Raw genomic sequence first — 22,123 nt, 5'->3', positions numbered from 1 at the left:
GCTTAGGTCTTCACCGCCCCGGACGGTACCCGTCGGTAACTACAAAATACCTCGGTTGCCGATATGTCATCCGCCGCTCTGCGACCGGCGGGTGACGGTGAAGTTGTTCAGGATCATGGTGAACCGCTGCTCCGCCGCCGTCGCGTCGGCGATCGGGGCGGACAGCAGGATCGCGTAGGCGGTGCCGTCGGAGTCCTTGAACTCCTCCTCGAACAGCTTGCGCGGCCCGGGGTTGGCGGCCTTGTCGGTGGCCGTGTAGGTGAAGACCCAGTACGCGCCCTCGTGGCCGTTCACCGTGGTCGCGCCGAGCTTGACCTCTTTGTAGTCCTTCAGCGTGCGGTCGTCCGCCGCCATCGACCGCAGGTGGTCCAGCGGGGAGCCCTGCTCGCCCACCGAGACCGCGAACTGGATGAGGTGCTTCTGCCCGTCCGGGGTGTAGTAGATGTTGCCGTTGCTCACCCGGCGCTGCCAGACCCCGGCGTCGGTGGGTATCGGGAAGCGGAAGCCCTCCTCGTCCTGCTGCCAGCGGTATCCGGCCGGCAGCGGACCGGGGGTGCCGTCGGTCGCGGGCCGGACCGCGTCTGTGGTCGGCGCAGGGCCCGGGGGGCTGACCACCGGTGCGCCCTGCTCGGTCAACCGCAGCGCGCCGTAGCCGGCCCCGCCGAGCAGCAGCAGGCCGGCCAGCGCGAGCAGGGCCAGGCGGCCGCCCCGGCCCGCCCGGCGGACGGGGGCGGTCGCCGTGGTCGGGGCGGCCGGGTCGGTGGCGGCTTCGGCGGGGGCGGCCACCTGGCCGGCCGACTCCTCGGCGACCTCCAACCGGTCCACCAACGGCACCGACTGGGTCGGCACCCGCAGCGGCGGCGGGGTGCCGATGGACACCGTGTGGCCGTCGGTCACCGCGCGTAGCATCCGCAGCGCGGCGTCGGCGCTCGGGCGCTCCTCGGGGTCCTTGGCCATCAGCGCGGCCAGCACCGGACCCAGCGAACCGGCCCGGACCGGCTCCGGCAGCGGCTCGTCCACCACGGCGGCCAGGGTGGAGATCGGGTTGTCCCGCCGGAACGGGGAGTTGCCCTCCACCGCCGTGTACAGGGTGGCCCCCAGGCCCCACAGGTCGAAGGCCGGACCGGGCCGGCCGCCCTGGGCCCGCTCGGGCGCCAGGTAGTCGGGCGAGCCGACCAGGTCGCCGGGGCGGGTCAGCTCCGAGGAGCCCTCGAACTTGGCGATGCCGAAGTCCAGCAGCACCGCGCGACCGGTGCCGCGCTCCAGCAGCACGTTGGCGGGCTTGACGTCACGGTGCAGCACCCCGAGCTGGTGGCCGCGGTGCAGCGCGGCGAGCACCTGGGCCCCCACCTCGGCGGCGGTGCGCGGGGAGAGCGGGCCCTCCTGGGAGATCAGGTCGGCCAGCGAGCGGCCGTCGATCAGCTCCATCACGATCCACGGGCGGCCGTCCTGCTCCAGCACGTCGTGGATGGTGATCACACCCGCGTGCTTGATCCGCGCGGCGGCCCGGGCCTCCTGCTTCATCCGCGACTGCAGGATCGCCAGGTCCTCCTCGGGCAGGTGGTCGACCGTCAGCTCCTTGACCGCCACCTCCCGGTCCAGCATCAGGTCGACGGCCCGCCAGACCGTCCCCATCCCGCCCCGGCCGAGCCGCTCCCCCAACTCGTAGCGCCCGGCCAGCATTCTCGGCTGCGCCGTTTGCTCCTGTCCGCCCATGGCGACCGTCCCCCTCTTCGGTGCACCACGCAATGATCACCGGCTCGGACAATGTTCCGTCTCCAGCCTAGGCGTCCGATCCCGCACCCCCGCGCGCGACCCGTCCGCGTGACCACCCTGTGACCCGCTCTAACCGTTGAGCAGGACCACGGCCGCCATCGCCGCCACCATGGCCACCAGTACCCCGCCGACCAGCAGCAGGGGCAGCAGCGGTGACGGGCGGCGCGCCGCCGCGCGGGCGTGGCGCGCGTGCTCCGGGCCCACCGCCCGGGCCCCGCGCCGCCGGCGCACCACCAGCGGCCAGGACGGGCGCAGCACCGGCAGCACCTCGTGCTCCGGCTCCACCCGGTACGGCTCCGGCGCGCCCGCCAGCATCCCGGTCAGCCACTGCCGGGCCTGCGCCGCGGTCCACCGCTGCCCGGGCTGCGGCACCAGCAGCCCGTCCACCAGCGGGCGCAGCGGCCCGCAGGGGGCGCTGTCCAGCCGCTGCCCGGCCCGCACCGCGGCGTACAGCTCCGGCGGCGCCTGCTCCGGGAACGGTCCCTGACCGGTCAGCAGTCGGTGCAGCAGCACCCCGAGCGCCCACAGGTCGGCCGGCGGCCCGGCCACCGCTCCCTGCTCGGCCAGCAGCTCCGGCGGCCACCGCTCGGCCCGGGCCCCGACCAGTCCGGTCCGGGCCAGCCCCCAGCGCCGGCCGTCCGGTCCGCCCAGCTCCCGGGCCAACGCCTCCTCGACCGCCCCCAGCACCGGGCCGCCGAGCAGCGCCGCACCGTCCTCGTACACGTGCACCCGCTCGGCCAGCACCCCGCCGTGCGCCCGTCCGGTGAGGTGCACGGCACCGAGCGCGGCCACCAGGTCGGCGGCCAACTCGGCCACCCGGTACGGCTCCAGCGGCCCCTCGGCGAGCAACTCGGTCAACGGCGCCCCGCCCGGCAGCTCCACCGCCACCCAGACCACCCCGTCCTCGGCCAGCACCGCGAAGGACTGACGCAGCCTCGGATGTTCGGGCACCGCCGCCAGGGCCTCGGCGGCCACGGCCAGCACCGGTTCCGGGTCCAGCCACCGGCTGCCGGGGAAGTCGACGCTGCCCGCCAGTTCGGGCACCAGCACTTCGGGCAGCTCGACCCCTTCGAGCAGCACCCGCCCCCCGGTCTCCGCGTCCACGGCGACCAGCCGCAGCCCGTCGGCCGCGGCCGGGCCGGCAGCCCGGTCCGTCACCCGGTACCGGCCGGCCACCGTCTGGCCAGGGCCAGCTCGCATGGCCGTTCCCCTTCCCTCTCGCGGACCGCTCGTTACGGCGCGGGCTGGAAGCTGTCGAAGGCGGTCTGCCTGGCCTGGCTGAGCTCGGGCGTGTTCCAGTCGCTGTCGTTCGCGGTCCAGTAGAGCGCATAACCGTGCGAACCGGCGACGAAGCCCCGGTTGAGCGAGCGTTTGGTCACCCCGGAGCCGAAGGTCCACTCCCAGTCCGCGGCGTTGGTCCACTGCCGGTAAGTGATCGCTTCCATCCGCACCAGCTGGTAGTTGGCCGAAGCGCCCCGCACCGCGGGTTCCTCGTCCTTCCAGGCGCCCAGCGCGCTCGGGCCGGGCGGGCTGATCCAGTCGAGCTGCAGCCGCAGCCCGTGACCGGTGAAGACCCGCGAACCGGCCTTCGAGGAGGAGTCCTCGGCCAGCCACCCGGGCAGCGAGACGGTGAAGCCCGACGGGTCCTGGTAGGTCCGGTAGCCGGCCGGCGGCCCCGAGGGCGCGGGCGAGCCGGACGCCGCGGGGCTGCCGGACGCGCCGGCTGACGCAGCGCCGGCTGACGCAGCGGGACTGGCCGGCGGCGCCCCGGCCGCACTCGCCGAAGCCGGAGCGGAGGGCGACACCGAGGCCGAGGCGGCCGCCGAGCCCGAAGCCGGGGGCGCACCGGCCCCGGAGGCGGCGACCGACGCCCCGCCGCCCGCCCCCGCCCGGTGCGCCGTCCCGCCGTCACCCTGGGCCAGCCACACCACTCCGAACACCAGGAGCACCGCCACCACCAGGGCCAGCACCGCCAGCAGCCACCGCCGCCGCGGCCACCGCCCGGCCGCGGCCAGCGTCGGGCTCCGGCTCCAACTGGTCTCCTGCGCCCCCGGATCCACCGGGTCCGCCGACTGCTCGGACGCCGCGACGGCCGCCCCCACCCGCACCGTGCTCAGCCCGGGCACCCGCGGCCGCTGCTTGGCCACCTTGGCCACCTTGGCCGTCTGCTCGGCGGCCGGCTCGGCCTGCGCCTGCGTCACCAGCTCGGCCTGGGTGGTCGACTCCGCCCGCGCGGTCGCCTCGGCGACCACCCGCTTGAGCATCGACCGGGTCTGCGAGGCGTCCAGCCGCTTGGCCGGGTCCTTCTCCAGCAGCCCCTGGATCACCGGCAGCAGCGGCCCGGCACCGGCCGGCGGCGGCAGTTCCTCGGTCATCACCGCGGTCAGGGTGGCCAGCGCCGAGCCCCGGTCGTAGGGCGGCTTGCCCTCCAGCGCGGCGTACAGCGTGCCGCCCAGCGACCACAGGTCGGCCGGCGGCCCGGGCTTCTGCCCCCTGGCCCGCTCGGGAGATATGTACGAGGGCGCGCCGACCAGCATGCCGGTGGAGGTGACCGAGGTGTCCCCCTCCACGCTGGCGATGCCGAAGTCGGTCAGCACCACCCGCCCGTCCTCACCGATCAGCACGTTCGACGGCTTGACGTCCCGGTGCAGGATCCCCTGGGCGTGCGCCGCGCCGAGCACCCCGAGCAGCTCCAGGCCGATCTCGGCGGCCCGCACCGGGGTGACCGGCCCGTCCTCCTTGACCACCTCGGCCAGCGAACGCCCGTCCACCAGCTCCATCACGATCCACGGCCGGTCGTCCTCCTCGACCACGTCGAAGACGGTGACCGCGGCGGTGTGCCGGATCCGGGCGGTGGCCTTGGCCTCGCGCAGGGTGCGGACGATCAGCCGGTGCCGCTCGTCCTCGTCCACCCCGCCGTGCATCCGCAGTTCCTTGACCGCGACGGTGCGGCCCAGCATCTCGTCCTCGGCCTTCCAGACGGTGCCCATGCCACCACTGCCGAGGACGGACTCGAGCCGATAGCGGTCGGCCAGGAGGCGTCCGGAACTGCCCTGCGGCTGGGTCATTGCGGGCGTTCCCCCATGTGCTACGGCCGGTCAGGTGACGGACCGTCCACCCGCGGCGTGGAACGCGGGGACGGTCAAGCCTCCATCATCCCCTGTGTGCCGGGCCGCTGTTCACTCGACCCCGAAAATAGCGGTGCGGCGGCCGCCCGGACCGGGCGGCCGCCGCAGCTGCGACGGATCAGCGGTGGCTGACCGTCACCTCGACCCGCTGGAACTCCTTGAGCTCCGAGTAGCCGGTGGTCGCCATCGCCCGGCGCAGCGCACCGAACAGGTTCATGGTGCCGTCCGGGGTGTGCGAGGGACCGGTCAGGATCTCCTCGGTGCTGCCCACGGTGCCCAGGTTGACCCGCTTGCCGCGCGGCAGCTCCTCGTGCACCGCCTCCATGCCCCAGTGGAAGCCCTTGCCCGGCGCGTCGGTGGCCCGGGCCAGCGCGGCCCCGATCATCACCGCGTCGGCACCGCAGGCCACCGCCTTGGCGATGTCGCCGCTGTAGCCCACGCCGCCGTCGGCGATCACGTGCACGTAGCGGCCGCCGGACTCGTCCATGTAGTCCCGGCGGGCGGCGGCCACGTCGGCCACCGCGGTGGCCATCGGGACCTGGATGCCGAGCACGTTGCGGGTGGTGTGCGCGGCGCCGCCGCCGAAGCCGACCAGCACGCCGGCCGCACCGGTGCGCATCAGGTGCAGCGCGGCGGTGTAGGTGGCGCAGCCGCCGACGATGACCGGCACGTCCAGCTCGTAGATGAACTGCTTGAGGTTGAGCGGCTCGGCGGCGCCGGAGACGTGCTCGGCGGAGACCGTGGTGCCGCGGATCACGAAGACGTCCACCCCGGCGTCGACCACGGCCTTGGAGAACTCGGCGGTGCGCTGCGGGGAGAGCGCGGCGGCGGTGACCACGCCGGACTCGCGCACCTCGCGGATCCGGCGGCCGATCAGGTCGGCCTGGATCGGCGCGGCGTAGATCTCCTGGAGCCGGCGGGTGGCCGACGCCCCGTCAGCGATCTCGGCGATCTCGTCCAGCAGCGGCTGCGGGTCCTCGTAGCGGGTCCACAGGCCCTCCAGGTTGAGCACGCCGAGGCCGCCGAGCTGACCGATCGCGATGGCCTGGGCGGGCGAGACCACGCTGTCCATCGGGGCCGCCAGGAACGGCAGCTCGAAGCGGTAGGCGTCGATCTGCCAGGCGATCGAGACCTCCTTCGGGTCCCGGGTCCGGCGGCTGGGGACGACGGCGATGTCGTCGAAGGAGTACGCCCGGCGGCCGCGCTTGCCTCGCCCGATCTCGATCTCAGTCACTTCGAGCCTCTCTGCTTGCTGCTCAACAACGCCCCCCAGTATCCCCCGCCAACGCCCGAAGGCCCGCCACCAGGGGGTGGCGGGCCTTCGACGGCAGCCGGGTCAGCGGCTGGTGTAGTTCGGCGCCTCGACGGTCATCTGGATGTCGTGCGGGTGGCTCTCCTTGAGGCCCGCCGAGGTGATCCGGACGAACCGGCCCTTGGACTCCATCTCCGCGACGGTGCCCGCACCGACGTAGCCCATGGTCTGGCGCAGGCCGCCGACCAGCTGGTACAGCACCGCGGAGAGCGGGCCGCGGTAGGGCACCTGGCCCTCGATGCCCTCGGCGATCAGCTTCTCGTCCGAGCTGACCTCGCCCTGGAAGTAGCGGTCCTTGGAGAAGGACTTGGCCTGGCCGCGGGTCTGCATCGCACCCAGCGAGCCCATGCCGCGGTAGGACTTGAACTGCTTGCCGTTGATGAACAGCAGCTCGCCCGGCGACTCCTCGCAGCCCGCCAGCAGCGAGCCCAGCATCACGGTGTCGGCACCGGCGGCCAGCGCCTTGCCGATGTCGCCGGAGTACTGCAGGCCGCCGTCGCCGATCACCGGCACGCCCGCCGCGCGGCAGGCCAGCGCGGCCTCGTAGATCGCGGTGACCTGCGGCACGCCGATCCCGGCCACCACGCGGGTGGTGCAGATCGAGCCCGGGCCCACGCCGACCTTGACCCCGTCCACGCCGGCGTCGATCAGCGCCTGGGCGCCGTCCCGGGTGGCGATGTTGCCGCCCACCACGTCCACCGCCACGGCGGACTTGATCTTGGCGATCCAGTCCAGCGCGTTGTGGCTGTGGCCGTGCGAGGTGTCCACCACCAGGAAGTCCACACCCGCCTCGACCAGCGCCTGGGCCCGGTCGAAGGCCTCGGCGCTGGCGCCGACCGCGGCACCGACCAGCAGCCGGCCCTCGGCGTCCTTGGCGGCGTTCGGGTACTTCTCGGCCTTGACGAAGTCCTTGACCGTGATCAGGCCCTTGAGCCGGCCCTCGGCGTCGACCAGCGGGAGCTTCTCGATCTTGTGGCGGCGCAGCAGCCCGACCGCGTCCTCGGCGGAGATGCCGACCTTGCCGGTGATCAGCGGCATCGGGGTCATGATCTCGCGGACCAGGATCGAGCGGTTGGCCTCGAAGGCCATGTCGCGGTTGGTGACGATGCCCAGCAGCTTGCCGTCCGGGTCGGCGACCGGCACGCCGCTGATCCGGAACTTGGCGCAGAGCGCGTCCGCCTCGGCCAGCGTGGCGTCCGGGCCCACCGTGATCGGGTCGGTGACCATGCCGGACTCGGAGCGCTTCACCAGGTCGACCTGGTTCGCCTGGTCCTCGATCGACAGGTTGCGGTGCAGCACGCCGACGCCGCCCTGACGGGCCATCGCGATCGCCATCCGGGACTCGGTGACCTTGTCCATCGCGGCCGAGAGCAGCGGGATGTTGACCCGCACGTTGCGCGAGACCCGGGAGGAGGTGTCCACCTGGTTGGGCAGCACGTGCGATTCCCCGGGCAGCAGCAGGACGTCGTCGTACGTCAGTCCGAGCATGGCGAACTTCTCGGGTACGCCTGCGGCGTTAAGAGACATGGTGGGGGGCTACCTTCCCGTGGCCGGCCGTGTCGTTCCGTACCGCGCCCGGTTGAGGGTCGGCGGGCGCGCGTCCACCGGCACAGGCCAGGTCTCCTGGACGAACATACGAGGTAACGCCGCTCGCCCCGGTCGATCTTTGGCGACCTGTCCAGGCGCCGATACCCCATCGTACTGGCTTCACGAGTTCTCACGTCGCGCCCCCTTGACAAGGGTGAGCGAGTACACACCGACTCGCGGCTACGCGGACTCCTCCGCCAGCGCCCGCAGCCGGCTGAGCGCGCGGTGCTGCGCCACCCGGACCGCGCCCGGCGACATGCCGAGCACCTCACCGGTCTCCTCCGCGGACAGCCCGGCCGCGATCCGCAGCAGCACCAGCTCGCGCTGACGGGCCGGCAGGTTCGACAGCAGCTCGCGCATCCAGGCCGCGTCGCTGCTCAGCAGCGCGCGCTCCTCCGGGCCGAGCGCCTCGTCCACCACCTCGGGCAGGTCGCCCGGCGGGATCGCGGTGGAACCGGGCCCGCGCATCGCGGCCCGCTGCAGGTCGGCGATCTTGTGCGCGGCGATCGAGTAGACGAAGGCCTCGAACGGACGCCCCTCGTCCCGGTAGCGCGGCAGTGCGCAGAGCACCGCGACGCACACCTCCTGCGCCACGTCGTCCACATGGTGCCGGGCCCCGCCCGGCAGCCGGACCAGCCGGCCCCGGCAGTAGCGCAGCACCAGCGGATGGACGTAGGCCAACAGTGCGTCAGTGGCCGGACCCTCGCCCCGGACCGCGGCCGCCACCAGCTCGGCGACCAGCGGCGAGGTGCCGGGCGCAGCACCGGGCGCCGCCCGGCGACCGCGGCCGGTGGCCCGCTCCTCGGACGGCGGCGGCTCGCTCACTGGCGGTCGGCTCGCGCCGCTGTCGCCGGGCTCGTCCTCACGCATCGGTCCATGGTGCCTGGTCGATCCGCGAAACGCCGCACCGCGTCCGGAGTTGTGCACCGGACCGTTATCCGTCGCCACCGTCCCACCCCCGCTCCCGCCGCCATCGCGCTCCACCCCTCCATGGTGCAGCCTCCACCGCCGAAGGGCCTATGCCACGGCCGTGGAAACCCGGGAGTCATGGTTCGCCCGGCTCGTGAGCCGTGCGAACCGACCGGCTGCGCGCGCCCCTCGGCCAACGGCGCGAAGGGGCGCGGGCGGTGCGCGGCGCAGCTCAGCGGACCAGGCCCCAGCGGAAACCGAGGGCCACCGCGTGCGCCCGGTCGGAGGCGCCGAGCTTCTTGAACAGGCGGCGGGCGTGCGTCTTGACGGTGTCCTCGGACAGGAACAGCTCGCGACCGATCTCCGCGTTGCTGCGGCCGTGGCTCATCCCCTCCAGCACCTGGATCTCACGGGCCGTCAGGGTCGGCGCCGCACCCATGTCCGGGCTGCGCAGCCGGCGCGGGGCCAGCCGCCAGGTCGGGTCGGCCAGCGCCTGGGTGACGGTGGCGCGCAGTTCGGCCCGGGAGGCGTCCTTGTGCAGGTAGCCGCGGGCGCCGGCGGCGACGGCGAGCGCCACGCCGTCCAGGTCCTCCGCGACGGTGAGCATGATGATCCGGGCACCGGGGTCGGCGGACAGCAGCCGACGGACCGTCTCGACCCCGCCGAGGCCGGGCATCCGCACGTCCATCAGGACGAGGTCGGAGCGGTCGGCCACCCAGCGGCGCAGGACCTCCTCGCCGTTGGTCGCCGTGGTCACCCGGTCGACGCCCGGCACCGTCGCCACCGCTCGGCGCAGCGCCTCCCGGGCGAGCGGTGAATCGTCGCAAACGAGAACGGAAGTCATGACCGTCCTCCGCAGCTGATCCGCGTCACGTTGAGCCTCCTGGCTGGTACGAACTCTCTCCGCACTTCCAACGACCGTCACTCGAATGAGTTACGGCCTTCAGGGCCATCTCCACCACTGTACGTGGCCGACTCATTACCGATCAGCCGCATCGCGGGGCGAACCCCGCTCTTTTGTGCTCGTCAGGCGCGTGGGAACGCCGTCCCCGTGCGCCGGAGCGCAGTCGAACCACCGGCGCGCCGCCCGCCGGCGACACACCGGACCACCCGATTGCCACAGCCCGGGCGACCCGCTTCATGCCCAGTTCGTCCGCTTTTATAGCTTTTGTACGATCATTGACTGTTGTGTAAGTGTGTGGGTGACTTGTCCCGTAGGTCGCCGTAAGTCATATTTCCAGGTGTCCTTCCCGGCGTCTCGATGCCTCGCCGTACGGAAGCCTCATCGAAGGGAATGAGCCATGGCCGATTTCTCCCGCCTCCCCGGTCCCAACGCGGACCTGTGGGACTGGCAACTCTCCGCAGCCTGCCGAGGTGTGGACAGTTCGCTCTTCTTCCACCCAGAGGGGGAGCGCGGTGCCGCGCGCAGCTCCCGCGAGCAGAGTGCCAAGGAGGTCTGCATGCGCTGCCCGGTACGCGCGCAGTGCGCCACCCACGCACTGGCGGTGCGCGAGCCGTACGGGGTCTGGGGCGGACTGACCGAGGACGAGCGCGAGGAACTGCAGGGCCGGGCCCGCAACCGCCTCGTCGAGGCGCCGTTGACGGTTCGTCAGTAGGAGGAGAAACGTTCCTTCAGGAGGTGGCGGCCAGCGGACCGCACCCGGGCAGTCAGCGACCGGCCGCCGCCACCGAGGCGAGCCGGTCCAGCATGAGCGCCACGGCCGGCACCTCGGCCAGGTCCGGCAGGGTCAGCGCGACCACCTCGCGGCGGGCCGGCCCGCCGCCCGCGGCGTGCACCGGCACCGCCGCCACCGTGTCCCGGCGCACCGCGCCCAGCGCCAGCCCCGGCAGCACCGCGACGCCGAGCCCGGCCGCCACCAGGCCGACCACCGCCGGGTAGTCGTCGGTGGCGAAGTCGATCCGCGGCTCGAAGCCGGCGCCCGCGCAGAGCTCCACCAGGTGCCCTCGGCACTGCGGGCAGCCCGCGATCCACTGCTCGCCGGCCAGCTCGGCCAGCTCGACCGGGTGCTCCTCGTCGCGCCCGGCCAACGGGTGCCCGGGCGGCAGCAGGCCCACCAGCGGGTCGTCCAGCAGTGGGCGGACCACCAGGTCCGACCAGTCCGCGGCGGCCGCCGTCTCGGCCGCGGCCAGCACCGCCTTGGCCCGCGCCGCCCGGCCGGCCCCGTGCCCGGGCGGCTGCTGCGGCGCCTGGTCGGGGTAGCGGAAGGCCAGCGCTACCTCGCACTCGCCGCCGCGCAGCATCGCCAGGGACTCCGGCGGCTCGGCCTCCACCAGCGACACGCGGACCCCCGGATGGGTGCCCCGCAGCTGGGCGACAGCGGGCGGCACCAGGGTGGAACTCGCGGTCGGGAAGGAGACCAGCCGCACCCGCCCGGCGCGCAGCCCGGCGATCGCCGCCACCTCCTGCTCGGCGGCGCTGAGCCCGGCCAGGATCCCCGAGGCGTGCTTGAGCAGCACCTCGCCCGCCTCGCTCAGCTGCACCCCACGCCCCGAACGGACCACCAGCGGCAGCTCGATCGTCTTCTCCAGCGCCTTCATCTGCTGGCTGACCGCCGGTTGGGTGCACCCCAGCTCGCGCGCCGCCGCCGAGAACGAACCGGTGCGCGCCACCGCTCGCAGGACCCGCAGATGCCGTGCCTCGATCATGCGCCCCAGGGTAGACGCCGACGGCCCGGTGCCACCCCGCCGAGGCGGGGGGCACCGGGCCGTCAGTGCGTGTCAGGCGTCAGTGCGAGTGGCCGTGGCCGCCGTGCGAGTGGCCGGCGTCCGACTCCTCCTCCTTCTTCTCCACCACCAGGGTCTCGGTGGTGAGCAGCAGGGAGGCGATCGAGGCGGCGTTCTCCAGCGCCGAGCGGGTGACCTTGACCGGGTCGATGACGCCGGCCTTCAGCAGGTCGCCGTACTCGCCGGTGGCCGCGTTGTAGCCGTGGCCCTGCTCCAGCTCCGCCACCTTGTGGGTGATGACGTAGCCCTCGAGGCCGGCGTTCTGGGCGATCCAGCGCAGCGGCTCGGCCAGCGCCTTGCGGACCACCGCGACACCGGTCGCCTCGTCGCCCGACAGGCCCAGGCCGCCGTCCAGCACCTTCTGCGCGTGCACCAGGGAGGCGCCGCCGCCGGCGACGATGCCCTCCTCGACCGCCGCGCGGGTGGCCGAGATGGCGTCCTCCAGGCGGTGCTTGCGCTCCTTGAGCTCGACCTCGGTGGCCGCGCCGACCTTGATCACGCAGACCCCGCCGGCCAGCTTGGCCAGGCGCTCCTGCAGCTTCTCGCGGTCCCAGTCCGAGTCGGTGCCGGCGATCTCGGCCTTGATCTGGCCGACCCGGCCGGCCACGGCCTCGCTGTCGCCGCCGCCGTCCACCACGGTGGTCTCGTCCTTGGTGATGGTGACCCGGCGGGCGGTGCCGAGCACCTCCAGGCCGACCTGGTCGAGCTTGAGGCCGACCTCCTCCGCGATCACGGTGCCGCCGGTGAGCACGGCCAGGTCGCCCAGGATCGCCTTGCGGCGGTCGCCGAAGCCCGGGGCCTTGACGGCCACCGCGTTGAAGGTGCCGCGGATCTTGTTCACGACCAGGGTGGAGAGCGCCTCGCCCTCCACGTCCTCGGCGATGATCAGCAGCGGGCGGGAGGCGCCGGCCTGCAGGATCTTCTCCAGCAGCGGCAGCAGCTCCTGGATCGAGGAGATCTTCGACTGGTTGATCAGGATGTACGGGTCCTCCAGGACCGCCTCCTGACGCTCCGCGTCGGTGACGAAGTACGGCGACAGGTAGCCCTTGTCGAACTGCATGCCCTCGGTGAAGTCCAGCTCCACACCGAAGGTGTTGGACTCCTCGACGGTGATCACGCCGTCCTTGCCGACCTTGTCGATCGCCTCGGCGATCAGCTCGCCGACCTGCGGGTCCTGCGCGGAGAGGGCGGCGACGGCGGCGACGTCGTCCTTGCCCTCGATCTCGCGGGCGACCGAGAGCAGGTGCTCGGAGACGGCGGCGACGGCCTTGTCGATGCCCTTCTTCAGGGCGGCCGGGCCGGCGCCCGCGGCCACGTTGCGCAGACCCTCGTTCACCAGGGCCTGGGCCAGCACGGTGGCGGTGGTGGTGCCGTCACCCGCGACGTCGTTGGTCTTGGTGGCCACCTCCTTGACCAGCTGGGCGCCGAGGTTCTCGTACGGGTCGTCCAGCTCGATCTCGCGGGCGATGGTGACACCGTCGTTGGTGATCGTCGGGGCACCGAACTTCTTGTCGATGACGACGTTGCGGCCCTTGGGGCCGATGGTCACCTTCACGGTGTCGGCCAGCTTGTTGACACCGCGCTCGAGCGAGCGGCGGGCGTCCTCGTCGAACTGCAGGATCTTCGCCATGATGTCCGTTTCCTTGGGTGTGCTGCGCTACGTGAACCAAAAGCCGCGCCCCGGGCCCCTGTCGAAGACGGGATCCGGGGCGGGCGGATGACGGACCGTCGGTCCGCCGGAACGCTTACTTCTCGATGATCGCGAGCACGTCGCGGGCCGAGAGGACCAGGTACTCCTCGCCCTGGTACTTGACCTCGGTGCCGCCGTACTTCGAGTACAGGACGACGTCGCCAACGGCGACGTCGAGCGGCAGGCGCTGGCCATCCTCGAAGCGGCCCGGGCCGACGGCCAGGACGACGCCCTCCTGGGGCTTCTCCTTGGCGGTGTCCGGGATCACCAGGCCGGAGGCCGTGGTGGTCTCGGCGTCGAGCGGCTGGACCACAATGCGGTCCTCAAGCGGCTTGATGGCAACCTTGCTGCTGGTGGTCACGTCCGAGCTCCCCTTCGGAGATTACGGGGTTGTCTAACAGGTAGGTGGCGACGTGACCGGCCTGCCGTCGCGGGGGTCAGACCCGTTCCGTCGCGTTAGCACTCACCCTGGGGGGAGTGCCAGGAACGACCATAGGCCGCGGTTAGCACTCAGTCAACCAGAGTGCCAACGGCGCGCCCATCGATCTGCGCGACCGGGACAATGACCGGGTGGAGACGTTCGAGGAACTGCTGACCGAGCGCGGCCAGGCGCTGCTGGCCGAACTGACCGGACTGGCCCCGGGTGACGAGCTGGCGGTGGCCACCCGGCTGCGCCGGCAGTACCCGGCCGAGCTGGTCTCGGCCGCGATCGGCCAGGAGCAGCTGCGCCGCCGGGCCGAGGCGAAGTTCGGCGCGGACGCCCGCCGGATGTACTTCACGCCCCACGGGGTCGAGCAGGCCACCCGGCGCAGCGTGGCCGACTGGCGGGCCGCCCGGTTCGCCGAGCTGGGCACCCGGCGGCTGGCCGACCTGTGCTGCGGCATCGGCGGCGACGCGATCGCGCTGGCCCGCCGCGGCATCGCGGTGCTGGCCGTCGACCGCGACCCGCTGACCTGCGCGGTGGCCCGCGCCAACGCCGCGGCGCTCGGCCTGTCCGAGCTGGTCGAGGTGCGCCGGGCCGATGCCACCGAGCTCGAACTCGACGGGTTCGACGCGGTCTTCACCGACCCCGCCCGGCGCACCGACCGGGGCCGGGTGTTCGACCCCGACGCCTACTCCCCGCCGCTCTCCTGGGCGATCGAGGCCGGCCGGCGCACCCGGCTGGGCGCGCTCAAGGTGGCCCCCGGCATCGCGCACGAGGCGGTGCCCGAGGACGCCGAGGCGGAGTGGGTCTCCGACCACGGCGAGGTGAAGGAGGCGGTGCTCTGGTTCGGCACCGGCGCCGCCGAGCCGCACCGGGCCACCCTGCTGCCCGGCCCGCACAGCCTGGCCGGCGGCCGGCTGCCCGACCCGCCGGCCGGCCCGGTACGGCGCTACCTGTACGAGCCGGACGGCGCGGTGATCCGGGCCCACATGGTCGCCGAGGTCGCCGAGCAGGTCGGCGGCACGCTGATCGACCCGATGATCGCCTACGTCACCTCCGACGCCCTGGTGCCCACCCCCTACGCCCGCGCCTACGAGCTGACCGACGTGCTGCCGTACCAGGTGAAGCGGCTGAAGGCGCTGCTGCGCGAGCGCGCGGTCGGCACCGTGGTGATCAAAAAGCGCGGGATGTCGGTCACCCCGGAGGAGCTGCGCCGCCAGCTCAAGCCCAGCGGCCCCAACTCCCTGACGGTGATCCTGAGTCGAACCGAGCGCGGCCCGGTCATGATGCTCGGGCAACCAGTGGGCGATTAGCGCCCGAACGGGTGCCGCCGTGCATTAGCCTGCCCGGGCACCGTCTTCCACGGTGCTTCACCTGGGGAGGGGAAAGATATGAAGTCGGTTGGCACGGTGGCCCGTTGGGCGACCGCACTGGCAACTGCCGGGGCGCTGCTGGGGGTTTCGGCGGCGGTCGCCCAGGCCGCTCCGGTGGCCGGCACCGAGGGCCTGGTCGAGCTCGGGACCATGGGCCTGGAGCCCGGCGGCCCGCTGCTCAGCCCGGACGGCAGCCGCGCCTACGCGGTCGCCGACGACACCGACCTGCACCTGCGGGTCCACGTGGTGAACACCGTCAAGGACCGCACGGTCGCCACCGTCGACCTCGGCCTGAGCTACCACAGCCGCCAGCGCCCGGCGCTCAGCGCCGACGGCAGCCGGCTGTACGTGGTCAACGGGCAGACCCTGTCGGTGATCGACACCGCCCGGCACCGGGTGGTCAGCACGGTGACCCTGCCGGACGAGCCGCGGCCGACCGGCTGGGGTCCGGGCGTGACCGGCGCCCTGGCGGTCAACGGCTCGACGGTCTACGTCGCCCAGGACGGCCCGGCACCGGGCACCTCCGCGCCCACCCAGGGCCGGGTGTGGGCCGTGGACACCGTCCACCTGGCCGTCACCGGCAGCGCGGTGCTGCCCGGCGGCCAGGCGCTCTCGCTGGTGGTCCGCCCGGGCGGGCGCAGCGCCTACGTCTCCACCGAGGTCGGCATCGTCCACCTGGCGCTGACCACCGCCGCGGCGCCCACCGTGGCGGCCACCGTGCCGGACAGCGCCCACATGGACGGCCTGGCGCTGACCCCGGGCGGCGGCGCGCTGTACGCCGTCAACGACGTGGCCGACGGCACCGGCCTGCGGGTCGACCTGGACCACGACACGGTGACCGCCCGCCTGGCCCTGACCAGCGGCTACTCGCAGCTGGGCAACCCGGTGGTCTCCGCCGACGGCACCCGGCTCTACGTGACCGACGGCTACCCGGCCGACGACCCGGCGGTGCTCGCGTTCGACACCGCCACCGGCCGCGAGGTGCCCGCCGAGGACGTCCACGGCTTCGACCTGTCCACCTTCGACGGCCTGGCGATCGGCCCGGACGGCGAGACGATGTACGCCACCGGCATGGACGACAACGGCTCCGGCCTGCAGATCTTCGACTTCTGACCAGGGGGAAACATGAAGTCTTTTGTGAACAAGGCCCGTTGGACCACCGCAGCGGCCTCGGCCGCGGCCCTGCTGGCGCTGGCGGCGGGCGGTGCGGCGGCAGCCGCGCCGGCCACCGGCTCCGAGGCCGTGATCGCGGTCGGCAGCGGCGGCGCGGTGCCGGCGGTCAGCCCGGACGGCACCCGGGCCTACGTGGTCTCGCAGCAGAGCGGCGGCGGCCTGGCGCTGAAGGTGGTGAACACCGGCAGCGACGCCGTGGTCGGCCGGCTCGGCCTGGGCACCGACACCTGGATCAGCTTCCTGGCCCTGACCGCCGACGGCTCGCGGCTGTACGTGCTGCACGGGCACACCCTCAGCGTGGTGGACACCGCCGCGCTCACCCTGGTCGGCAGCTACCCGCTGCCCGACCAGGCGCGGCCCGCCGGCTGGTCCGTGGGCGCCACCGAGGGCCTGGCGCTCAGCCAGGACGGCTCGACCCTGTACCTGGCCCAGGACGGCCCGCAGACCTACCGCCAGAACGGCCAGGGCCAGGTGCTGGCCTTCGACACCGCCACCCGCACCTTCACCGGCGCGGTGCAGGTGGCCGCGACCGAGCTGGGCGACCTGGCCGTGCGCCCTGGCAGCCACGACCTGTACGCCGGCACCGTGGCCGGCGTGGTGCACCTGAGCACCGCGAGCGCCGTGCCGACCGTGGTCGGCACCGTGCCGGGCACCGGGACGGCGAACTTCTACCAGCTGGCCTTCGCCCCGAACGGCAGCCGGCTGTTCGCGGTCAACGGCACCGTCAACGGCAAGGGCGCGGTGATCGACCCGGGTACCGACACCGTGGTCAGGAACCTCGCGCTGCCCGTCTCCGACCTGCGCGCCCCGCGGGTCAGCGCCGACGGCACCAAGCTCTACCTGGCCGACAACGACAGCTCCAACGGCGGCGAGGTGCTGGTCTACAACGCCGGCACCGGTGCCGCACTGACCGCGCAGACCATCGCCACCGACCAGGACTACCTGAACGCGATGGCGCTCGGCCCCGACGGCCACACCGTGTACCTGGGCGGGACCGTAGGGACCACCGGCAACCTGCAGATCATCGACTACTGACGGTCAGCTGGGGGCCTGGACGTAGTCGTCCAGCCGGGCGACCGCGAAACCCTGCTCCTGGATCCGGCTGAGCAGCTCGCCGAACATCTGGGTCATGGTCTCGCCCTTGAGCTCACCCGGGCCGCGGAAGTGGGCCAGGATGATGTCGCCCGGCTGGAGGGTCTTGGCGCCCTGGTACTGCATGTCGTGGATCTGCATCGACTCCTTCCACAGCACGATCGCCCGCGGGCCGCACTGCTGCACCGACTGGTTCAGCGTGGGCGTGTGGGCGCCGTCGCCGAACGGCGGCCGGAACAGGAAGGGGGCGGTGCCGTACTGCTGGGTGAGCGTCGACTGGTCCTCGCAGATCTCGCTCTTCTGCTTGTCCGCGCTCAGCTTGCTCATCACCGGGTGGGTGACGGTGTGGTTCTGGATCGAGTTGCCCAGCGCCTGCAGCGGCTTGAAGTAGCCGTAGTCGCTCTTGATGATGTCCTTGGTCAGGAACATGGTGATCGGGACCTTGAGGTCGGTCAGCATCTGGACGAACTTGGGGTCCTTCTCGGCCCCGTCGTCGATGGTGATGAAGACGACCTTGTCGGTGGTCTGGATGTGGTCGATCACCGGGACCGTGCCGGTCTTGGCGAGCTTGACCGGCTTGTCGGCCGGCGCCGCGGGCGCGGCCGGCAGCGGCTTGAGGTTCCACTTCGCCCAGGCCGCCGCGTCGGCGCCGCCGGCCGCCGGGCCCGACGGGGCGGCCGAGGACGGGGCGGCCGACGGCGCGTCACCTGCCGTGCCGGTCGGCACGGGGGGCTGGCCTGCGTTCGAGGAGCCGGTGCCGCTGCTGCCGCAACCGCCGACCGCCAGCAGCAGCGCGAGGACGCCGGCCGCGGTGGCCGCCGTGCGGGTCCTGGTGGTCGTCTTCACGGCGTGCGGCTCCCCGGTGCGGTCGGTCAAGCGGTCCTGCAAGAGACTACCGACTCGCTGTGGAAGGCCCAGCGATGGACCGGCCGGGCCAGCAGGTCGGCCGGCGGGTCGGGCACCGGGACCGGCTCGCCCGACCACCAGCCGATCACCAGCACCCTCTCGCCGGCTGCGCTGAACAGCTCGGCCCGCTCGGCCCCGGCCAGCGCCGGCAGGGCGTGCTCGCGGGCCCAGTCGAGCAGCTCAGCGCCGCGCCCGGCCGCCGCGCGGGCCTCCCACATCAGCGCCTCGGTCACGAGCCGAGCGCCCGGTAGGCCTCGCCGTGCACGTCGCCGTGCTGGTGGCCGGGGACCGAGACCTCGGTCAGCGGCAGCGAGGAGTCGGCCGACAGGTCCAGCGCCGAGGGCGCCCGGTTGCGCCAGACCATCTCGGCGCCGAGCGCGGCCACCATCGCACCGTTGTCCGTGCACAGGCCCGGGCGCGGCACCCGCAGCCGGATCCCGGCCCGCTCGCAGCGCTGCTCGGCCATGGCGCGCAGCCGGGAGTTGGCCGCCACCCCACCGCCGATCATCAGGTGGTCCACCCCGTGCTGCTGGCAGGCCTTGACCGCCTTGCGGGTGAGCACGTCGGTGACCGCCTCCTGGAACGAGGCCGCCACGTCCGCCACCGGCACCTCCTCGCCGGCCCGGCGCTTGGCCTCCACCCAGCGGGCCACCGCGGTCTTCAGGCCGGAGAAGGAGAAGTCGAACTCCGGGTCCTTGGGGCCGGTCAGGCCGCGCGGGAAGTGGATCGCCTTGCGGTCGCCCTCGCGGGCCCTGCGGTCCACCACCGGGCCGCCCGGGAAGCCCAGACCCAGCACCCGGGCCACCTTGTCGAAGGCCTCGCCGGCCGCGTCGTCGATGGTCGCACCGAGCGGGCGCACGTCGGTGGTGATGTCGGCGGTCAGCAGCAGCGAGGAGTGGCCGCCGGAGACCAGCAGCGCCATCGTCGGCTCGGGCAGCCGGCCGTGCTCCAGCTGGTCCACGCAGATGTGCGAGGCGAGGTGGTTGACCCCGTACAGCGGCTTGTCCAGCGCCCAGGCGTAGGCCTTGGCCGCGCTCACCCCGACCAGCAGCGCACCGGCCAGGCCCGGGCCCGCGGTGACCGAGATGCCGTCCAGGTCGCTCGCCTTGATCCCGGCGGTGTCCAGCGCCCGCTGGATGGTGGGGACCATCGCCTCCAGGTGGGCCCGGCTGGCGATCTCCGGGACCACGCCGCCGAACCGGGCGTGGTCGTTGACGCTGGAGGCCACCGCGTCGGCCAGCAGGGTGGTGCCGCGCACGATGCCGACGCCGGTCTCGTCGCAGGAGGTCTCGATGCCCAGGACGAGCGGTTCGTCAGCCATGGTCTTCCTCGGGGTTGTTCGTCGTGGGGTGGTCCAGTCGCATCACCAGCGCGTCGACGCCGGCCGGCTGGTAGTAGCCGCGGCGCACGCCGACCGGGGCGAAGCCGTGCCGCTCGTAGAGCCGCTGGGCGCGGAGGTTGTCCACCCGCACCTCCAGCAGCAGCTCGGTGCAGCCGCGCCGCACCGACTCCCGGACCAGGTCGGTCAGCAGCACGGTGCCCAGGCCGTGGCCCTGCCAGCGCTCGGCCACCGCGATGGTCTGCACGTCGCTCTCCAGGCCGACCGCCATCAGCCCGGCGTAGCCGGCGATCTCCCCCTCGGGGGTGGTGGCCACGGTGTAGTGGCGGGTGCCGTGGGCGTGCGTGTCGGCCAGCTCGGACCAGTACATGCCGCGCGACCAGGCGTCCTCCGGGAAGAGCTGGTGCTCCAGCTCCATCACCGGCTCGATGTCCCACCAGCGCATCGGACGCAGCGCGGCCTTCACGCCGGCAGCACCGCCTTGTAGCCGGCCGGCACCTGGGCGTCCGGTCGGCGCAGGTAGAGCGGGCGGTTCTCCAGCAGCTCCCGGCCGGCCGCCAGCTCGGTGGCCGCGAAGTCGGCCAGCGCGCCGGCCGACAGGTGCTCCGGGCCGTGCGCCCCGGGGAACGCCTCGGGGTAGAGCAGCGCACCGGCGCCGACCGAGACCTGACGCTGCGCCAGGTCGCCCGGGCGGTCCACCGACGGCCCGGCGGTGCGGCGGCCGTCGGCGTCGTAGTCGGCCCAGTAGACCTCCTTGCGGCGCGCGTCGGTGGCGGCGGTGAACGGGCCGGTGAGCCCCTCGGCGCGGGCCTGGTGGGCGATCGCGTCCAGGGTGCAGACGCCGTGCACCGGCAGGCCGAGCGCGTGGCCGAGCGCGGCGGCGGTGACCAGGCCGACCCGAAGGCCGGTGTAGGGGCCCGGGCCGACGCCGACCGCGATCGCGGTCAGCTCCTGCTTGGCCACGCCGGCCTCGGCCAGCACCCGGCCGATCGCGGGCAGCAGCAGTTCGCCGTGCCGTCGGGCGTCGACCTGGTAGGTCTCGGCCAGCACGGCGGTGCCGTCGTGGACGGCGGCGGTGACGGCGGGGGTAGCGGTGTCGAACGCGAGCAGCAGCACGGGGTCAAGGTTAGAGGGTCGCCCGGGTCGGCTATTTGTCCCGGTGCGGAACACGCGTTCGCAGTGTCCCGACCGGCCCCGCGGAACCTGGCACGATGGGGCGCACAGACCCTGTGGAGGACGGGAGCGCACGGTGGCGAGGATCAGCCCTGGAGTCACGGTGGGCGCACTGACGCTGGGCGCGCTCGCGGTGGTCGCGCTGCTCGCGGTGCAGGCCGAGGGCACCGGTCCGGCCGTGGCCGCCGCCCGGCCCGTCGCCTCCGCCAGTGCCACCGCGGCGCCCTCGCCGAGCGCCTCGGCCGCCCCGAGCCTGGCCCCGCTGCCCGCCGCCGGGGCCACCGGCAGCACCCGGCGGGTGGTCTACTCGATCGGCGCCAGGCAGGTCTGGCTGGTCGACCCGAAGAAGAACCCGCAGCTGGTGGCGGCCTTCACCGTCGAGCCGGGCTCGGTCAGCCCGAACCCGGGCAGCTACACCGTGTACAGCCGCTCGGCCACCTCGGCCGGGACGGACGGGCGCCAGGTCGAGCACGTGGTCCGGTTCACCCAGCAGAGCGGCACCGTCTTCGGCTTCAGCGCGGCGGTGGACGGCGCCACCCCGGCGGCCGACCCGAACGCGAAGACCGGCGGCATCCGGGAGACCCGGCAGGACGCTCAGACCCTCTGGGACTTCGCCCCGGCCGGCACCCGGGTGCTGGTGGTGGCCTGATCGCGGGCCGCGGCAGCGCGCGCCGGCGGGGTGCAGACGGCGGCCGCGGCGGCGCAGGAGGCCAGCAGCCGGCTCATCGGGACCCTCCCCAGGGCTTCGCCCGGGGTGTCCCCCACGACGGGCTCCTCGACGGCGCGGCTCGGGCGCGGCTGGACCGGGGTGTTGCTCGGCGTCATGGCGGACTCCCTAGTTAGGTACCCCTAACTTCCGGCCTCCATCCCATCACGCCCGGGGGTGGCCCCGCAACAGGTTCCCGACATGGTGTCGGTAACCCGCCGTCAGGCGAGCGCGCCCAGGTCCACCGCGGCCCAGCGCGGCCCCAGACCGGTCAGCCGCACCTGGCGCGGGTCGCTGTCGTCCTGCGGGTCGGTGCCGCCCAGCGCCCGCTCGATCCGCACCTCCAGCCGGTCCTGCGACAGCTCCTCGACCTTGCCCTCGCCCCACTCGACCACCACCACCGACTCCGGCAGCGAGACGTCCAGGTCGAGGTCCTCCATCTCGTCCAGCCCGCCGCCCAGCCGGTAGGCGTCCACGTGCACCAGCGCCGGGCCGGCCACCAGCGAGGGGTGCACCCGGGCGATCACGAAGGTCGGCGAGGTGACGGCGCCGCGCACCCCGAGCCCCTCCCCCAGCCCGCGGGTCAACGTGGTCTTCCCGGCCCCCAACTCCCCTGACAGCAGGACCAAGTCCCCTGCCCGCAACAGCGCGGCCAGCCGCAGGCCGAGGCCGGTCATCGCCTGCGGCGAGGCGACGGTGAGAGTGGTCTGGGCGCCCATGGGATCCCCTGTCTGTGGCGGTCGGTCGCCGCCAACGGTGCCACAAACGGCGGCCGCGGCGCACCGCGGCA

Annotated in this window: 22 protein-coding genes; 5 read left to right on the top strand and 17 right to left on the bottom strand. The window is 73.5% G+C overall.

Annotation, left to right across the window (positions count from 1 at the left end; all coding sequences use genetic code 11):
• Positions 1-66: 66 nt before the first annotated feature.
• The 7 genes from C7C46_RS36560 to C7C46_RS17250 all read right to left on the bottom strand — a co-directional run bounded on the left by C7C46_RS36560 (position 67) and on the right by C7C46_RS17250 (position 9,556).
• Positions 67-1,716 carry a serine/threonine-protein kinase gene (locus C7C46_RS36560; RefSeq protein ID WP_245984468.1) on the bottom strand — a complete coding sequence of 550 codons (1,650 nt, stop codon included), beginning with the start codon at positions 1,714-1,716 and terminating at the stop codon, positions 67-69.
• A gap of 129 nt (positions 1,717-1,845) precedes the next feature.
• A complete protein-coding gene (locus C7C46_RS17275; RefSeq protein WP_146259109.1) occupies positions 1,846-2,976 on the bottom strand; it encodes a protein kinase family protein in 1,131 nt (376 codons plus the stop codon).
• A 32-nt stretch (positions 2,977-3,008) separates the two neighbouring features.
• Complete coding sequence (locus tag C7C46_RS17270; protein ID WP_110670599.1) at positions 3,009-4,844, bottom strand: serine/threonine-protein kinase; 1,836 nt, start codon at positions 4,842-4,844, stop codon at positions 3,009-3,011.
• Positions 4,845-5,022: 178 nt separating this feature from the next.
• Positions 5,023-6,138 carry a GuaB3 family IMP dehydrogenase-related protein gene (locus tag C7C46_RS17265; protein ID WP_110670597.1) on the bottom strand — a complete coding sequence of 372 codons (1,116 nt, stop codon included), beginning with the start codon at positions 6,136-6,138 and terminating at the stop codon, positions 5,023-5,025.
• A 102-nt stretch (positions 6,139-6,240) separates the two neighbouring features.
• A complete protein-coding gene (gene guaB / locus C7C46_RS17260; protein ID WP_110670595.1) occupies positions 6,241-7,743 on the bottom strand; it encodes an IMP dehydrogenase in 1,503 nt (500 codons plus the stop codon).
• A 240-nt stretch (positions 7,744-7,983) separates the two neighbouring features.
• Positions 7,984-8,673 carry an RNA polymerase sigma factor ShbA gene (gene shbA / locus C7C46_RS17255; RefSeq protein WP_110670593.1) on the bottom strand — a complete coding sequence of 230 codons (690 nt, stop codon included), beginning with the start codon at positions 8,671-8,673 and terminating at the stop codon, positions 7,984-7,986.
• 271 nt (positions 8,674-8,944) lie between these two features.
• Positions 8,945-9,556, bottom strand: coding sequence for a response regulator transcription factor (locus C7C46_RS17250; RefSeq protein WP_014136228.1), 612 nt, complete (start codon positions 9,554-9,556; stop codon positions 8,945-8,947).
• 457 nt (positions 9,557-10,013) lie between these two features.
• On the opposite strand from C7C46_RS17250, the gene C7C46_RS17245 reads away from it, so the two are divergent.
• Positions 10,014-10,328 carry a WhiB family transcriptional regulator gene (locus tag C7C46_RS17245; protein WP_110670591.1) on the top strand — a complete coding sequence of 105 codons (315 nt, stop codon included), beginning with the start codon at positions 10,014-10,016 and terminating at the stop codon, positions 10,326-10,328.
• Positions 10,329-10,380: 52 nt separating this feature from the next.
• On the opposite strand, the gene C7C46_RS17240 is transcribed toward C7C46_RS17245, so the two are convergent.
• From C7C46_RS17240 to groES, 3 genes are all read right to left on the bottom strand, one after another.
• Complete coding sequence (locus tag C7C46_RS17240) at positions 10,381-11,379, bottom strand: LysR family transcriptional regulator (RefSeq protein WP_110670589.1); 999 nt, start codon at positions 11,377-11,379, stop codon at positions 10,381-10,383.
• Between the two features lie 79 nt (positions 11,380-11,458).
• Entirely contained in the window at positions 11,459-13,087 is a 1,629-nt protein-coding gene (gene groL, locus C7C46_RS17235) for a chaperonin GroEL (protein WP_110670587.1), read from the bottom strand.
• 115 nt (positions 13,088-13,202) lie between these two features.
• Positions 13,203-13,508, bottom strand: coding sequence for a co-chaperone GroES (gene groES, locus C7C46_RS17230; RefSeq protein ID WP_110670585.1), 306 nt, complete (start codon positions 13,506-13,508; stop codon positions 13,203-13,205).
• A 209-nt stretch (positions 13,509-13,717) separates the two neighbouring features.
• On the opposite strand from groES, the gene C7C46_RS17225 reads away from it, so the two are divergent.
• From C7C46_RS17225 to C7C46_RS17215, 3 genes are all read left to right on the top strand, one after another.
• Entirely contained in the window at positions 13,718-14,884 is a 1,167-nt protein-coding gene (locus C7C46_RS17225) for a class I SAM-dependent methyltransferase (protein ID WP_110670583.1), read from the top strand.
• Positions 14,885-14,962: 78 nt separating this feature from the next.
• On the top strand, positions 14,963-16,057 hold the full coding sequence (locus C7C46_RS17220; RefSeq protein ID WP_110670581.1) for a YncE family protein: 1,095 nt from the start codon (positions 14,963-14,965) through the stop codon (positions 16,055-16,057).
• Positions 16,058-16,069: 12 nt separating this feature from the next.
• Positions 16,070-17,152, top strand: a complete 1,083-nt coding sequence (locus C7C46_RS17215; protein WP_110670578.1) for a WD40 repeat domain-containing protein — start codon at positions 16,070-16,072, stop codon at positions 17,150-17,152.
• 3 nt (positions 17,153-17,155) lie between these two features.
• On the opposite strand, the gene C7C46_RS17210 is transcribed toward C7C46_RS17215, so the two are convergent.
• The 5 genes from C7C46_RS17210 to tsaB are packed head-to-tail and all read right to left on the bottom strand — an operon-like array spanning position 17,156 to position 20,570.
• Positions 17,156-18,085 (bottom strand): polysaccharide deacetylase family protein, encoded by a 930-nt coding sequence (locus C7C46_RS17210; protein WP_245984466.1) that lies wholly within the window; start codon positions 18,083-18,085, stop codon positions 17,156-17,158.
• Positions 18,082-18,348, bottom strand: a complete 267-nt coding sequence (locus C7C46_RS17205) for a hypothetical protein (protein ID WP_110670576.1) — start codon at positions 18,346-18,348, stop codon at positions 18,082-18,084. Before C7C46_RS17205 ends, C7C46_RS17210 begins: the two co-directional genes overlap by 4 nt.
• Positions 18,345-19,436: a tRNA (adenosine(37)-N6)-threonylcarbamoyltransferase complex transferase subunit TsaD gene (tsaD, locus tag C7C46_RS17200; RefSeq protein WP_110670574.1), complete on the bottom strand. Its 1,092-nt coding sequence runs from the start codon at positions 19,434-19,436 to the stop codon at positions 18,345-18,347. The genes C7C46_RS17205 and tsaD overlap by 4 nt, the downstream gene beginning before the upstream one ends.
• Positions 19,429-19,899 carry a ribosomal protein S18-alanine N-acetyltransferase gene (rimI, locus tag C7C46_RS17195; protein WP_110670756.1) on the bottom strand — a complete coding sequence of 157 codons (471 nt, stop codon included), beginning with the start codon at positions 19,897-19,899 and terminating at the stop codon, positions 19,429-19,431. The genes tsaD and rimI overlap by 8 nt, the downstream gene beginning before the upstream one ends.
• A 17-nt stretch (positions 19,900-19,916) precedes the next feature.
• Positions 19,917-20,570: a tRNA (adenosine(37)-N6)-threonylcarbamoyltransferase complex dimerization subunit type 1 TsaB gene (gene tsaB / locus C7C46_RS17190; protein WP_110670572.1), complete on the bottom strand. Its 654-nt coding sequence runs from the start codon at positions 20,568-20,570 to the stop codon at positions 19,917-19,919.
• Positions 20,571-20,730: 160 nt separating this feature from the next.
• On the opposite strand from tsaB, the gene C7C46_RS17185 reads away from it, so the two are divergent.
• Positions 20,731-21,276, top strand: a complete 546-nt coding sequence (locus C7C46_RS17185; RefSeq protein ID WP_181442395.1) for a L,D-transpeptidase — start codon at positions 20,731-20,733, stop codon at positions 21,274-21,276.
• On the opposite strand, the gene C7C46_RS17180 is transcribed toward C7C46_RS17185, so the two are convergent.
• Together C7C46_RS17180 and tsaE are read right to left on the bottom strand one after the other, a co-directional pair.
• Entirely contained in the window at positions 21,222-21,452 is a 231-nt protein-coding gene (locus C7C46_RS17180; protein ID WP_110670569.1) for a hypothetical protein, read from the bottom strand. The genes C7C46_RS17185 and C7C46_RS17180 overlap by 55 nt on opposite strands.
• A 102-nt stretch (positions 21,453-21,554) precedes the next feature.
• Positions 21,555-22,052 carry a tRNA (adenosine(37)-N6)-threonylcarbamoyltransferase complex ATPase subunit type 1 TsaE gene (gene tsaE, locus C7C46_RS17175; RefSeq protein ID WP_110670567.1) on the bottom strand — a complete coding sequence of 166 codons (498 nt, stop codon included), beginning with the start codon at positions 22,050-22,052 and terminating at the stop codon, positions 21,555-21,557.
• Between the last annotated feature and the right edge of the window lie 71 nt (positions 22,053-22,123).

This window comes from Streptomyces tateyamensis (assembly GCF_003205575.1).
Lineage (GTDB): Bacteria > Actinomycetota > Actinomycetes > Streptomycetales > Streptomycetaceae > Kitasatospora > Kitasatospora tateyamensis.
Note: the sequence above shows the minus strand (reverse complement) of the source record. Positions and strands in the feature narration are given on the sequence as shown.